At 47.3% G+C, this 14772-nt stretch carries 13 protein-coding genes; 11 read left to right on the top strand and 2 right to left on the bottom strand.

The window, feature by feature from the left end:
* The first annotated feature begins 39 nt into the window (after positions 1-39).
* From Q0372_RS01200 to Q0372_RS01150, 11 genes are read left to right on the top strand one after another with little or no spacing between them, the layout of a single operon-like run.
* Positions 40-813 carry an FKBP-type peptidyl-prolyl cis-trans isomerase N-terminal domain-containing protein gene (locus Q0372_RS01200; protein ID WP_298101564.1) on the top strand — a complete coding sequence of 258 codons (774 nt, stop codon included), beginning with the start codon at positions 40-42 and terminating at the stop codon, positions 811-813.
* Positions 814-841: 28 nt separating this feature from the next.
* On the top strand, positions 842-1549 hold the full coding sequence (locus Q0372_RS01195) for a 4Fe-4S dicluster domain-containing protein (protein ID WP_297881598.1): 708 nt from the start codon (positions 842-844) through the stop codon (positions 1547-1549).
* A gap of 1 nt (position 1550) precedes the next feature.
* Complete coding sequence (gene nrfD, locus Q0372_RS01190) at positions 1551-2522, top strand: NrfD/PsrC family molybdoenzyme membrane anchor subunit (RefSeq protein ID WP_297881596.1); 972 nt, start codon at positions 1551-1553, stop codon at positions 2520-2522.
* Between the two features lie 15 nt (positions 2523-2537).
* On the top strand, positions 2538-5228 hold the full coding sequence (gene ccsA, locus Q0372_RS01185; protein WP_298101563.1) for a cytochrome c biogenesis protein CcsA: 2691 nt from the start codon (positions 2538-2540) through the stop codon (positions 5226-5228).
* Positions 5229-5238: 10 nt separating this feature from the next.
* Entirely contained in the window at positions 5239-6072 is an 834-nt protein-coding gene (locus Q0372_RS01180) for a tetratricopeptide repeat protein (RefSeq protein WP_298101562.1), read from the top strand.
* 31 nt (positions 6073-6103) lie between these two features.
* The gene (locus tag Q0372_RS01175) at positions 6104-7225 is read left to right on the top strand and encodes a nitrous oxide reductase accessory protein NosL (RefSeq protein WP_298101561.1); all 1122 of its coding nucleotides are present in this window, start codon (positions 6104-6106) and stop codon (positions 7223-7225) included.
* Between the two features lie 17 nt (positions 7226-7242).
* A complete protein-coding gene (locus Q0372_RS01170; RefSeq protein ID WP_298101560.1) occupies positions 7243-7410 on the top strand; it encodes a hypothetical protein in 168 nt (55 codons plus the stop codon).
* Complete coding sequence (locus tag Q0372_RS01165; RefSeq protein ID WP_298101558.1) at positions 7400-8509, top strand: FtsX-like permease family protein; 1110 nt, start codon at positions 7400-7402, stop codon at positions 8507-8509. Before Q0372_RS01170 ends, Q0372_RS01165 begins: the two co-directional genes overlap by 11 nt.
* A complete protein-coding gene (locus Q0372_RS01160; RefSeq protein WP_298101556.1) occupies positions 8506-9183 on the top strand; it encodes an ABC transporter ATP-binding protein in 678 nt (225 codons plus the stop codon). Before Q0372_RS01165 ends, Q0372_RS01160 begins: the two co-directional genes overlap by 4 nt.
* Positions 9180-10133, top strand: coding sequence for a hypothetical protein (locus Q0372_RS01155; protein WP_298101554.1), 954 nt, complete (start codon positions 9180-9182; stop codon positions 10131-10133). The genes Q0372_RS01160 and Q0372_RS01155 overlap by 4 nt, the downstream gene beginning before the upstream one ends.
* Positions 10130-10639: a hypothetical protein gene (locus Q0372_RS01150; protein WP_005870878.1), complete on the top strand. Its 510-nt coding sequence runs from the start codon at positions 10130-10132 to the stop codon at positions 10637-10639. The genes Q0372_RS01155 and Q0372_RS01150 overlap by 4 nt, the downstream gene beginning before the upstream one ends.
* An 84-nt stretch (positions 10640-10723) precedes the next feature.
* Here Q0372_RS01150 and Q0372_RS01145 read toward each other — a convergent pair whose 3' ends face one another.
* Together Q0372_RS01145 and Q0372_RS01140 are read right to left on the bottom strand one after the other, a co-directional pair.
* On the bottom strand, positions 10724-10939 hold the full coding sequence (locus Q0372_RS01145) for a hypothetical protein (protein WP_298101551.1): 216 nt from the start codon (positions 10937-10939) through the stop codon (positions 10724-10726).
* A gap of 369 nt (positions 10940-11308) precedes the next feature.
* Positions 11309-14581 (bottom strand): S8 family serine peptidase, encoded by a 3273-nt coding sequence (locus Q0372_RS01140; protein WP_298101549.1) that lies wholly within the window; start codon positions 14579-14581, stop codon positions 11309-11311.
* Positions 14582-14772 lie beyond the last annotated feature (191 nt).

The raw sequence follows: 14772 nt of genomic DNA, 5'->3' as shown, positions 1-14772 counted from the left end.
CGCGTAAGCTCGCGGCCCCGAAATTTAAAAGGCAGATGTATGCAAAAAAGACTAAAAATTTTCTTGCCTATCGTTTTGGCAAGCTGCGCGTTGGGCGCGAATTTAACTACGCAAGAACAAAAAGAATCTTATAGCATCGGAGCTTCTACCGGAAGCTATGTTTCAAACCAGCTGTATTCACAAGCCGCGTTAGGTGTCAAATACGACTTAGATGCGGTAATAGAGGGGTTTTTGGACGCTCTTAAAAAGCAGCAGAAGCTAAAAGATGAGGAAATTATTGCGCTTTTGAATCAAAGAGCCGATAAACTAAATAAGATCGTAGAAACAAATTCCAAAGCGGAGCTTGATAAAAATTTAAAAGCAGGCAAGGAATTTATGGCGAAAAATGCCAAAAATCCGGACGTTAAAACCACAAAATCCGGTCTTCAATATGAAATTTTAAAGCTAGGTATGGGCGAAAAGCCAAAACCTGAGAGCGTAGTGGTGATGAACTACAAGGCGTATTTGACGAACGGTAGCGTATTTGACGATACTTTCGCGTCTAAAATTCCGGCGCATCTTTCTATGATAGGCTTAATTGACGGATTACGCGAGGGATTGCTTTTGATGAATACGGGCTCGAAATATAAATTTACAATCCCTAGTAATTTAGCCTACGGCAATGTGGACGTAGATAGAATTCCTGCGGGTTCTGTGGTGATTTTTGAAGCCGAACTACTAAAAGTTTTAAAGCCCGGCGAGCTTGCCGATGCAGCCAAAAAGCTTAGCGAGAGCGAAGCTAAAAGCTTTCACGAAGCGAATAAAACAAAGTAGTTTTGCTTAAATTTAGTCGGAGGAGAATATGCAAAAGCAAAGAAGAAATTTTATAAAATCCGCCGCACTCGGCTCTTTGGGGCTTGGCGCAATCGCCTCAAGCTTACTCGCACAAAATAGCGCGGATAAAAGCGCGCAAGACGCAAACGTAAGCGTTCAAAAGCAAGAGCCGAAAAAGCCGCACTACGGCATGATATTCGATCAGAACAAATGCGTGGGCTGCACCGATTGCGAGATCGCTTGCAGGAAGGTAAATTTAGTCCCGAAAGGCCAGATGAGGCTTTTTATCCAGGATAAAACCGATCCGCTAAATTTGAAAGAAAAGCGCTATGTTAGAGTATCTTGTCAGCAGTGCGAGGACGCGCCGTGCGTGAACGTCTGCCCGACAAAAGCCTGCCACAAGGATGAAAAAACCGGCATCACGACGATGAACACCGACGATTGCATCGCCTGTAAATACTGCATCGTCGCCTGTCCTTACGACGTGCGCTTTATAAATCACGAAACAAGAGCCGCGGAGAGCTGCAACTTCTGCTTAGATACGAATTTAAAGGACGGTCACGAGCCTGCCTGCATCGAGGCGTGCAGATACGAGGCGATCGTATTCGGCGATCTAAACGACGAAAGCTCGCACATCAGCAAGCTACTTCGCGTAAAAGACAGCCTGCGAATGCATCCTGAGTGCGGCACGAAGCCGAGCCTGCGCTATATTCCTGCGGTTAGATTGGGGGTGTGATATGAACGGAGCTATAAATTTCACTGCGACCTTCTCGCACGGCGTGGAGTGGGGCTGGCCGATCGCGGTTTATCTTTTGCTAGCGGGCATGAGCGGCGGCGCTTTGATAGTCGCGATCCTCGTCAAATTTTATAAAAAGCAAACCGAAAGCACGCCGCTATTTAAGGCTGCGTCGCTACTATCTTTCGTAGCGATCCTTCTGGGTATGGTCTGCCTGGTAGCCGACCTTGAGAGGCCGCTTCTTTTTTGGAAAATTTTGATCAATTACAACTTTACTTCGGTTATGTCCGTGGGCGTGGCGGCGCTTTGCGTCTATATCCCGCTTAGCTTCGTAGCCTGCCTTTATGCGTTTGAAGCTGATCTTAGCGGATTTTTATCGCGTAGACTTACTTTTTTAAAAGGGCTTTTCACGCTCGTAATGAAAATTTTAAACGCGCTTCGCCCACTGCTTCTTGCGCTTACGCTAGTTTTTGCGGTCGCGATCTGCGCCTATACCGGCTTTTTGATCTCGGTTTTAGTTAGATTTCCTATCCTTAATACAGCCGTTTTGCCTGCGCTTTTCGTGGCGTCTGGCTTATCGGCGGGCATCGCGGGATCTAGCCTAATAGCCGCGCTTTTCTTTAAAGCGGAGCTGCACGGAGGCGATCTTAAAGCTTTACACGCAGTCGAGTGGCCGGTTTTAGCGATGGAAATTTTACTAATCGGCATGATTTTCGTCTCGCTAGTAACGGGCAGCGACGTGCAAAAAGCCGCCAGCGTCGCATTTAGCGAGGGATTTTATGCGAAGATGTTTTGGCTAGGCGTCGTGGGCGTAGGCTTTTGCGTACCGCTCGCTTTAAATTTCGCACTGGGCAAAAAGATCGCCCACACCGCGTTTGCGTTCTACGCGAGCGCGCTTGCCAGCGTCATGGGCGTGCTGCTTCTTAGGATGTTTATACTATACGCGGGACAAACTTACGATATAATAATGTAAAACTGCGGAGGGTTAATGAGCGCGCTAAAAATATTAAAATTTTTCATCTCTTACAAGTTCGCGCTCTGCCTCCTTTTTATTCTAGCCGCAGGTGCCGGCGTCGCGACCTTTTTAGAGAGCATCTATGACACGCAAACGGCTAAAATTTTAGTCTATGAGGCGCGCTGGTATGAGTGCGTCATGGGCGGGGCGACGCTTAGCCTGCTCGGCATTATAATTAAAACCAAAATGTGGCGCCGCTTCGGCTCTTTCGTGCTTCATGCGGCATTTATCGTCATCTTTATCGGCGCGGCGCTGACGCGCTATTTCGGCACCGAGGGCGTGCTGCACGTAAGAGAGGGCGAGAGCGAAAACGAGATGGTAAGCGTCAAACCATACTTGCAAATCCGCACGCAAGACGCACTGTTTGAGCACCCGCTAAATCTATCTCAGATCGGCGATAACGATTTTAGCTTCACGCAAAGTATAAATTCTAAAAGCTTCACCGTCAAATTTAGCTCCTACAAACCCGCGCCCAAAGGCGAGCAGGGCACGCTTGCGGTAAAGGCGGGCTTTGAGGGCGAAAGCGAGCAAGAGGCGGAGCTGCGCGGCGGTGCGGGCTGGCTGGGTGAACCCAAAATTTTAAACTTTGACGGCGAGGAGATAATGCTAAGCTGGGGCTCGAAACTCATAGAGCTTCCGTTTGCGGTAAAGCTTTTAAAATTTAAGCTCGAACGCTACCCGGGCTCGCAAAGCCCATCATCCTACGCTAGCGACGTTGAAATTTTAAAAGAGGGCAAGAGCGCGGGGGAGCATGAAATTTATATGAACCATCCGCTAAACTTTGGCGGCTTTAAGCTCTTTCAATCCTCCTACGACACCGACGAGCAGGGCACGGTGCTGGAGCTTAACCGCGATCCGGGTAAAATCCCCACTTACTTCGGTTATTTCTTGCTTTGCGTCGGATTTATCGGCAATCTTTTTACCGCGGGCAGCAGGTTTAAAAAGCTCGCTAAATTTATTAAAAACAACGCACCCGCCGCGCTACTTCTAATCGCGCCGCTTTTTTTCAGCATTGAGCTTCGCGCCGCGGATGAAAACTATCTAGCAAACCTTAAAGCCAACTCGCGCGTTCATGCAAACGGCGCGTTCGCGGAGCTTTTAGTGCAAGATTACATGGGCAGGATCAAGCCGCTTAGCACCGAAGCAAGCGAGATCGTAAATAAAATTTCAGGCACGGACTCGCTCTACGGCTTAAGCGCCGAGCAGATGATCCTAGGAATGAGCCTAAATCCCGCGTTTTGGCGCGATCAAAAGATCATCAAGATCAAAAACGACGAGATTAAAAAGATGCTAGGCTTAGCGCCGCAGGAGCGATATGTGAGCTTTAATTCGGTCTTTGATGAAAACGGCAACTACAAGCTCGCGCGCGTCGTGGATGAGGCTAATGAAAAAAGCGCCTCGCGCCGCGGCGTGCTCGATAACGAGCTGATTAAATTCGACGAGCGGCTAAATATCGCGTATCTGACCTTTAGAGGGGTGTTTTTTAAATTTATCCCCGTGCCGAACGACCCGCAAAACGCGTGGCTCTCGCCGAACGACGCCTTTGCGGATTATAGGATCGCGCCGCAGATCAAAGGCGTGCTAAACGACTATCTAAACGGCTTGCAGGATGGAATTTCGGATAATGATTGGGCTAAAGCGGATGCAGCACTTGCGGAGCTGAAAAACTACCAAAGAGCCACCTCGGCGGCTATTCTTCCAAGCGTTAGTCGCGTCAAAGCCGAGGTGTTTTACAACAAAGCTTCGGTTTTCAAAAAGCTCGTTTATTGCTATATGATCCTAGGCAGCGTAGCTCTAATATTGGCGCTTATCGGCGCGCTTTGCGGCAAGCGCTTCACGCTCGCACAAAAAATTTTATTCGCTGCCTTTGCCGCAAGCTTTGCGGCACATACCCTCGCGCTTGCGCTGCGCTGGTACGTCGCGGCTCACGCGCCGTGGAGCGATAGCTATGAGTCGATGATCTACATCGGTTGGTCGGCGGCGCTTGCGGGGATCATATTTTTTAGAAAGTCCCTACTTACGCTAAGCGCGAGCTGCTTGCTAGCTAGCATCGTGATGCTCGTAGCGCATATGAGCTTCGTAAATCCGCAGATTACCAACCTCATGCCAGTACTAAAGTCGTATTGGCTTAGCATCCACGTATCTGTTATCACGGCTAGCTACGGATTTTTAGGGCTTAGCTGCCTGCTTGGGCTTTTGGCTCTTGTTTTGATGGCGCTTAAAAACGGCGCCAATCGCGAGCGGCTCAACGCGCAGATCAGATATATAACGGCGATCAACGAGATCAGCCTCATCGTGGGGCTTTCGATGCTGACGCTAGGAAATTTCTTCGGCGGTGTGTGGGCGAATGAGAGCTGGGGGCGATACTGGGGCTGGGATAGCAAAGAGACTTGGTCGTATGTCTCGATCATCGTCTATGCGATCGTGCTGCATCTAAAGCTTATCCCGAAGCTCGGCTCGATCTATGTTTATTGCGTGAGCTCGACGCTTGCGTATAGCTCGATCATAATGACCTATTTCGGCGTAAATTTCTACCTTACCGGCATGCACTCTTACGCCGCAGGCGATGCGCCGCAGATACCCGCGCCGTTTTATTGTATAATAGCGGCGGTCTTTTTAATAATCGCTCTTGCTTTCAGAGGTAGGGACGTAAAAACGATATAAAGGAGTAAATTTGAAAAAATTTCTAATAGCGTTAGCCTTGGCTGCCGCGGCAAATGCGGGCTTTATCAGCGAGGGCATTCAAGCTCAGCAAAGCGGCGATCATAAAAAACTCGCAGAAATTTACGAGCGAGCGTGCGGTTTGGAAAATAAAGCTTCGGGATGCTATAATCTAGCCGTTTTGTATTTTGAGGGTACCGGCAACGTAGAGAAAAATTTCGAAAAAGCGATCAGCCTCTATGAAAAAGCGTGCAGCGCTAAATTTGCGCTTGCGTGCAACAATCTAGGCTATATCTACGAAAGCGGCAACGGCGTGGATCAAAATTTTACCAAAGCCGCGGCTTATTACGAAAAAGCCTGCAAAGATAACGAAGGCTGCACCTCGCTCGGGCTTTTATACGCAAACGGCGCGGGGCTTGCAAAGGACGTCGCCAAGGCGGCGAGCCTTTATGAGAAGGCCTGCACCTACGGCGATATGATGGGCTGCAACAACCTGGGCTATCTGTATCTAAAGGGCGAAGGCGTGCAGCAAAGCTTCGCAAAGGCTAAAATTTTTTACGAAAAGGCTTGCGGCGGCGACATCGGCATCGGCTGCAACAACCTTGGCTATCTATACGCCTTCGGGCAGGGGGTGGGCCAGGATTATAAGCAAGCAAAGCAGCAGTATGAAAAGGCGTGCAATCTCGGCCACTTCGACGGTTGCAATAATTTAGCCATAATGTATGCCGAGGGTAAGGGCGTGAAGTCCGATAATGCCAAAGCAAAAGAGTTTTTCAAAAAAAGCTGCGACGGCGGCATCAAGATGGGATGCGAGAATTTGGAATTTTTAAATTCGATTAGTAAGTAGATTTAAAACATCAAATTTTTAAGGAGATAGTATGATTTTACGTTCGTTTTTGGCTTCGGCTACGCTTGTTGCGCTCGTTTGCGGCGCCTCCATGGATGGGGCTAATAAGTCGGCAAATCCTATGTTTCAAAGCGTGGATCCCAGCAAGGCTACGCTTGTAGGAAGCGGAGAGGGCAAAGAATACTGCGCCGTTTGCGGAATGAGCCTGGTTAAATTTTATAAAACTAACCATGTTGTAAACGGCAAGCAAGTAGCTTCTCTACACTGCCTGTACGAGCTAACGGAGGGAAAAATTCCAAGCGATGCGCAGGTCGTCGATACGAAAAATCTAAATTTGATCGACGTAAATAAAGCCTTTTACGTCGTGGGCAGCAAGGTCAAAGGCACGATGAGCCGCAATAGCAAATACGCCTTCTCAACCGAAGCCGATGCGAAGGAATTTCAAGCCGAAAACGGCGGCGAGATAGTGAACTTTGCCAAGGCCTACGAGATTGCGGGGCAGGACTTCGCGGGCGATAATAAGATGATTAAAGCCAAGCGTGAGGGCGGCGTTTACGCGCACGGTAAAGAATTTTACGAAGCAAACTGCGCTAAAACTGAAGCGAAAAGCTTTAAAGCCATCTCCGAGCTTAAAGCTCATCTCAAAAATGTTTGCGACGCAAAAGGCGCGAGCAAGGAGCCTGAGTACGACAAACACCTGCAAGCCGCGGCGCTGTATCTATGGGACGCGCCGGCAAATTTAGGCAGCAGCGGTAAAGATACAAAAGCGAAAAAGCCTGAAAAGATCGTCGTGCCGCAAGGCGCTAAATGCCCGGTCTGCGGTATGCTAGTGGGTAAAAACCCTAACTGGGCGGCGATGATAGAGGTTCAGGGCGGCGAGAACCTGTATTTTGACGGCGTAAAAGACCTGATGAAGTACTACTTCCAAAAGGGCAAGGGCTTTGATAAAATTTTCGTAACCGATTACTACAGGCTACATAAGATCGACGCTAAAAGCGCCTTTTTCGTGCTCGGCTCCAATGTCTTAGGGCCGATGGGCGACGAGCTTATTCCGTTTGAGAGCGAGAGCGCGGCTAAGACCTTCGCCAAAGATCACGGAGGCAAGATGCTTAAATTTGACGAAATTCAAGAGAGCGTAATAGAAGGGCTATGAGGCTCATTTGCGCTTTAATGATCTTTTTTGCCGCCCTTTACGCGCTCATTGCGGTGCATTATGTAAGCTTTGATCGCGCAAAGAGCGAGCAGTGTCTGCAAAAGCTAGCGCGCGAGATAAAGGACGTGCGGCTCTCAAGCAGCTTTAAGAGCAAAGCATACGCGGAGTTCGTCTATGATAAGTAAAAATTTTATCGACTACTCCGTAACTCTGCTGCGAAAAGACAGGGCCGATCACGCCTTTAGCTTCGCGATCTTTGCATTTATCGTTTTTATTTTAAGCTCGGTGCTTTTCATCTCGGGCTCCATTCAAAACGATCTTGAAAAGGTCATCAAGCTCAGACCCGACATCGTAGTAGAGGCTCTACGCGCGGGCAAACGCGATCTGATGCACGACGGCTATATCTACGACATCTCCAAAATCGCGGGCGTCAGCGAAGTGCAGGGCGCCGTGGACGGGATGTATTACTTCGCTCAAAAGCGCGTTTGGTTTCATATCGTGGGCGACGAAAATTTGAATGAAAATGAAATGATCGTAGGCGAGGGGGTAAAGGCGGCGATGGGCGAGTGGTACTACGAGGACGAGTTTCACTTCTTAACCGAACAGCGCCTAATTGCGATTAAGATAAATAAAATTTCGCCGCATGAAAGCAGCATCGTCTCAAACGACGTGATCTATCTAAACCCCGTTACCGCGCGCGAAGTGCTAAGCCTGAAGGAGGGCGAATACACCAAGCTCTACGTAAGCGTGCCCAACCCCAACGAAGTAAGCGAAGTGGCGCTTAAGATCGTAAATTTATACCCCAACACGCAAGCTCTCAGCGCCGAGGACGCGGTAGCTGAAGTGAGGCATCTGTATTATTACAAGGGCGGAATTTTTATGGTGCTTTACGCCGTGGCGATGATCTCATTTTTCATCTTACTGAAAAATCAAATTTCGCTCGCATACGGCGAGAAGAAAAAGGAGATCGCGATCTTGCGTAGCATCGGCTTTTGTATAAAAGACATCATCGCGATGAAATTTATTCAAAATTTCATCGTCTCGCTAAGCGCGTATCTACTCGGCGTCGCGGGCGCTTATGCTTATGTTTTTATCCTGGATGCGCCGCTTTTGCGCGATATATTCTTAGGCGGCGAGCTGCGAAATTTCATCACCTTCACGCCAGTGGTAAATTTCAATATGCTCTTTTTGATCTTCGTCTTTAGCGTGATCCCGTTTTTAGCGTTCGTCATCATCCCATCCTGGCGCATCGCTATAGGCGATATGAGCGAGGCGGTCAAATGAGTAAGATAGAGATTAAGCAGCTTTGCAAAATTTACAACGAGGGCAGGGCGAATGAATTTCGCGCTTTAAAAAACATAAGCTTAAGCGTCGAGGAAGGGCAGATCGTAATCTTAAAAGGGGTCAGCGGCAGCGGCAAAAGCACGCTTCTATCCATCATAGGCGCGCTTGCTAAGCCTAGCAGCGGCGAGGTTTTAGTGGACGGCGCAAACGTCTCTAAGCTCGCCGATATCGAAAGCTCCGCGTATCGCCATAAAAAAATCGGCTTTATCTTTCAGTCATTCAATCTGCTTGAGGCGCTTAGCGTCTATAAAAACGTCCTTGCGCCGCTTAGCCTTGAGCGGCTGAACAGAGATGAGCTTAGTGCGCGCATAGACGAATCGATGCAGATCGCTAATATCGCGCATAAAAAAGATCAGATCGTCTCCAGCCTTAGCGGCGGCGAGAAGCAGCGCTGCGCTATCGCTAGGGCGCTCGTGATGAATCCGCAGATCATCTTGGCCGACGAGCCGACGGCAAATTTGGACAAACAAAACTCGCTCGGCTTTATCGAAATGCTTTCAAAGCTCAAAGAGCTTAAAAAAACCGTTTTGATCGCGACGCACGACATACTCTTCGACGAGCTAAGCTTCGTGGATCGATACGTCTTTTTAAAAGACGGAGAAATTTCAGCATGAGCGTATTTTTATCGGGTAGCGTGATCGCGTTTTTGGCCGTAGAACTGATCGTAATAGCGCTGATGGCGATCTCGCAGTTTCACATCGTGCGGATCATGCGCTACTGGGACTTTAACGCCACCTCAAATTTACAATACGCCCTGGAGAAAAGAAACTATCTCATCAACACCATTTTGTTCTTCACGATAGCGTGTAAGATCATTTTGTTTATATTTTTCGCGCTCTGCCTGAACGAGCTCTCTTCGGTCGTGCCCGGCGCGATGTGCTCCGCGGGCGTCGTGGGCTCGAACCGCTACGGCAACATTTTGCTGCTTTTAAAAATTTTACTGATCTTCGGCTTTGGGCTCTGGCTCATTTTAAACAGCCTCGATCTTAAAGCGGGCAAATTTCCCTATCTAAAGCGCAAATACCTGATCTTTACCATCCTTTTTATGGGCGTTTTGGCGGAGTTTATTTTAGAAATTCTATTTTTTACCAATATCCCGCTGCGCGTGCCGGTGTTTTGCTGCTCGGTCGTATTTCGCGCGCCGAAGCTTCCGTTTGGATACACGCAGGCGCTTTTGGCGACCTTTTTCTACGCGATATTGGGCGCCATATTGATCTTAAATTTCTTAAAGCAGTCGATGGCGAGCTTTGCTCTGAATTTGCTCTTTTTGTTCGTCGCATACTATGCGATCACCTATTTTTTCGGGCTTTACGTTTACGAGCAGCCCAATCACAAATGCCCGTATTGCATGCTTTTGAAGGATTATTACTTCGTCGGCTATGCGATTTGGGGCTCGCTGTTTTTGGGTATATTTTTCGGCATCGTGCCCTTTTTAACGGAGCTCATCACTAAGCGCGCCTACACCCATCTGCTTAAATACTCCTCGTTCTGGCTCATTCTAAACGCGCTCATCTGCAGCGCCTACGTCGTCAAATACTACTTCGTGCGGGGCGCGCTGCTATGATTAAGAAAATTTTTGCCGCGGTTTTACTCGCCTGCGTGATGGGGCTGCTTATATCGTCCATGGATATAGCGGAATCCAAAATTTCCGTGCGCCACGGCAACACGGATAAGCAGCCGCTGCAGATAGAATTTGGCAAATATCTATGTCACGAGAGCGGCACGGTGATAAACGATCTGTACAACACCGCTCAGGCCGTTATGCCAAACGGAGATACATATTTTTTCAACGACATCGCAAACGTCTTCATGTGGCTGATGCGGCAAAAAAATAAGGACGAGATCGTAGTGTGGGTTTATTCGCAAGACACCGAAAAATACATCATCGCCAAGGACGCCTGGTACTCGCGCGTCGAGATCACGCCGATGGGATATGGCTTTGGCGCGTATGAGTTTCACAACTACGGCAGGAGCGACTACTACTACGACGAGATCGTGCTGTGCGCCGCGCGCGGCGAGACGCTGCTAAATCCGCTCATCAACATCCTGCTATCTGAAAATAAAATTTAGCCTCGCAGCGGATCGGGAAATGAAATTTAGTCCTGCGATGGATCGGAAATAAAATTTAGCCGTGCGTCAGGTAGGAAATAAAATTTAACTCCGCAGCGGGCGCGGCTTGTCGTAGATGCGGCTCGTCGTTTGAATTTTATCCGCGCCCGCACCTTTTATTAAATTTTGCCCGCCGCTGCCGCTTTCGTTAAATTTAGCTCGCGTCCGAGTTTGCGTTTGCTCGCAATTATTAAATTTGCTCGTATTTGCCCGAGCTCGCGCCCATTCGTATTCATTAAAATTTATCCCGCATTCGCTCATTAAGCTAGCCTAAAATTCAGCCTGTATCGGCTTACCATTGTTAAATTTACCCGTCTATATCCAAACTCTTGCTCGTCCGCTCTTATGGAATTTAGCTCGTATTTGCCTGCTCGCATCGTCTTGCTCGTTTAAATTTGACTCGCCAGCACCGCTTGCTTGTATCGGCCGCTTCGTCCGCGTTAAAATTCCAGGCCGCACTCGCTCGTTAATTTTATACGGCTTTCGGCATGAGGCGCGAAAATATCGCCTTTAAAATGCGAAATTTACACCTCATACGCCGTCTTGCCGTAGAATTAAAAAATGTCTAATTCGATCCAAATTAAAACGCTTGGCTCAAAATTCGGTGCCACCGATATCATTACCTTTCTACTAAAATTCCAGTCTAAATCTTAGTCCTATGCCGTTAGATTTAACATCGCTTCCATATGCTCCGACGTAGGAGAGCTTAAGCGTAGCGCGGCTTGAAAGAGACGCCTCGATTCCTGCTTCGGCGGTCGTTAGGTTTTGTAACTTCTCACCTTTTAGCTGCGTACCACCTAGCCCGTTTACGTATAAATAAGCCTGCGGCTGCTTATCCGAAAAGAAGCGATTATATGCCACGTCTGCACTTGCTCTTAAACCTACTCCGCCGATTCTAAACGGAACGCTAGGTTTTATACCAACGCTTACGGCTTGTAAATTTCGCGTTTTGTTTTCAATGCGAATCAAAGAGTTGCTGACATCGTCTATTTTCGTGCGAGTATGCGAAACACCAGCATAGGGTTCTACACTAAAGCTGTCCGCGTTGCTAAAACCCATATAAGAAACCTGTGCGAATGCACTTAAACTAGAGGCATTTGAACCTACATATTCGTAAACTATAGGCGAAACCGATGAGATTAGCTTTCTATCTCGATCATATTTCGAATATATCGCACCGAAGCTAAATTTAACAGGTTCAAAACCGATGTCGGAATAAATTCCGCTATGAAAATCCTTGCTTTTGACTTCCTTGGTGCCGCTTATTTTATCGTCCGTACGCCCTGCGCCTACAAATACACCGACGCTTGAACTATCGCCGATTAAAGAGTCAATACCGATTAAATTTACGAACGAATCGGAATGCAATTTACCAATACCGGTATCTTTATCGGATTTAATTCGATTTGTGCCCGAAAAGATCCAAAATCTAGTGTCTTTATCAATATTTACAGCATTCGCGCCACCTCGGTTTTTAACGATGCTTGCCATCATTATGGAATTTATCGCGGAATTATTTACCGCAGCGAATTCAGCATCATTTGCGAACGCGCTATAATACTCTCGCGCTTGAGCATGGTTTGAGCCTAAAATTTGCGTATAAATTCCGCTGCTGCGATTGGCGACGAGTAGATCTGCGAACGCTCTTTGCGAAGAGCTTAGTGCAAAATCTTGCATACTCGTTCCACTTTGGATCGAAAGGCGTAAATTTGAGCCACTCGCCTCCTCTTTGCTCGTTTTGAAAAACGCATAGCTATCCTGAGTGCTTGCTAAATTTGCACCGCTAAATGTGCCCGTGGCGGTTAAAATTTTCTTAGAGCCGGGGTTGTCGACGAGGTTTTGAAGATCGCTAGTATTAACTTGCCCTGCTCTTAGTAATGAGCCTTGCTTAAAGCTCAAATTTAAATTATTCACGCCATCATTTACTACGAATGCGCCACCGCTATTGATTGTTGCTTTTACGGTGGTTGCATCGCTTGCCTTGCTCACGCTTCGCCAGCCGTTCCTTTCAGGTATCCTATATACTGCAGAGTGCAAGATTTCAAGTTCGCCGCCATTTTGTACATCGATATGTTTGCTTTTACCGATTGATTGATTGAGTGCCGAAATTTTACCACCATAGATAGTGGTAACCCCGGTGAAAGTGTTGTTGCCCGTAAGTGTTAAGGTACCGTTGCCTCTTTTGATGAGCGCACCCTCATAGCCCTGTGCGGCCCGCTCGGCTCTCGCCTTCTCTCTTGCGGTCTCAAAAGTAAGCTCAGCTTTTTCCTCTGGGCTTAAATTTTGTTTTGAAGCAAGGATGGCTTTTCTTGCTGCCCAAACGGCTGCTTCGTTTTGATCCTCGATTTTTCTAAATTTGATAGCTTTATCAGATATATCGTTGCTCCATATATCGTCTTGATCCATAGTAATGTCGAAATTTCCTAAAAATTGCCCAGGACCAAACATTGCTTTGCCAAGGTCTAAGATACCCCAGCCCCAGACTTTGCTTGGTACGCCGAGCCCATCACTGCCCCAGCGCTCCAAGGGTTGCCCTTCGTGACCTGCTCTAAGCGTAGTTTGTCTTGCGGTAGTAAGCATCGTATCGCGGACCTGTGCCGCATTCATATATGGATAGCGCTGGAATATGACACCTAACGCACCGCTTACGTGTGGAGCCGCCATAGAGGTACCACCCCAGCTAGCGTATGAAGCCTTTTTAGTTTTTAGATTTACGGTGGAGGAGTAAATATCTGCAGCGGGTGCGGCGATCGTCCACCATTTGGAATTTCCTGCGAGATTAAATCTCTGTGCATCACTTACTTCGCCGTTTGCGTTACTGCCGTTAGGATAGCCCCAAGTACCATTTTGTCCCGTGACATTTACCCAGTATTTTTCTGCATCAGGCCTAAAATACGGCAGGGCTGCACGAGTAAAAGACTCCGCCATAAGGCTTCTATTTCCTGCCGTAAAAACCTGAATGACCTGTCTTTTGACCGCTACTTCGTATGCGGCATCTATGAAGCTTTTCTCGCCTTTAGTAACAAACTGATAGTAAGCTTTTTTAGCTGCGTTTAAGTCTTTTAGATACATATGATCTTTAGCGTTGTTAGTTTCAGTAACACTGATAGTATCTCTGATGTTCGTATTGTATTCGTTTATATGCCTTAAGCCGGAGGATGGTTTATAGCCCGTAGCGCCCGAGTAGGCGGAATTTACCTTTCTATTTGACCCCCAACTATTGTTGATTACCCTGACGCCTGCATCGGCAAGCGCGTTGTAACCTTTTAGAAAAAAATTGTAATCCTGATTCGGTCCGTAAGTCATACCATCGTTGCCACCTGTATTTGCGGAGTATAAATTTGACTTATACGCTACGCCGTGCATTCCGTTACCATCCCTGCTTGCAGCCATAGTACCGCTCACATGCGTACCGTGGCTATCATTTACGCCTGCTTGCCACGAGCCATCGATGTCGAATTTTTCGCCCTTTTTAAACTCACCTTTATTTGTCTCGTCGTATTCACTGCTTGAACCTGCCTTAAAGGGTGAATTGCCATATTTAGTATCGGGATACCTCATTCCGTCTTTATCGTATACGCCACTGCTTTTTACAATATTTATCCTTCCGCCTCCAAATTCTGGGTGGCTAAGCAGTACGCCCGAGTCCATAACGCCGATTTTTACGCCGCTACCGTCAAAGCCTAGCGCATAAGCCGTAGAAGCATTCATTGAGGTTAAACCCCAATCTTTTTTATATTCGTCACTCTCCCAACTACTCGTATTACCGAGCATTCCCGTTTCGGTATAGGCGCCTAGACAAGTACCCGACAGCAGCAAACATGCCGCTATGGATAGCGTAGGTAGGTTTAAGCGCTCTTTGCAGTGCAAATTTGTAAATTTCGATGTTAGATCGTAATTCATAGATATCCTTTCGTAAAAAATTTATTTAATTATACATTGCTTAAAATTAAATATTAATTATTATAAATAAGAAATTTCAATTACAAATTTTAGATAATACCAGAAGGAATGAGCTTGCGTAAGTTAAACTTTTTATATATGGCTCTAAATGTTGTAAAATACATTATCAGTGCAAATACTGGACTAATTGT

This window comes from uncultured Campylobacter sp., from assembly GCF_937997405.1.
Taxonomy (GTDB): Bacteria; Campylobacterota; Campylobacteria; order Campylobacterales; family Campylobacteraceae; genus Campylobacter_B.
This window is presented reverse-complemented; position numbering and strand designations above follow the sequence as displayed.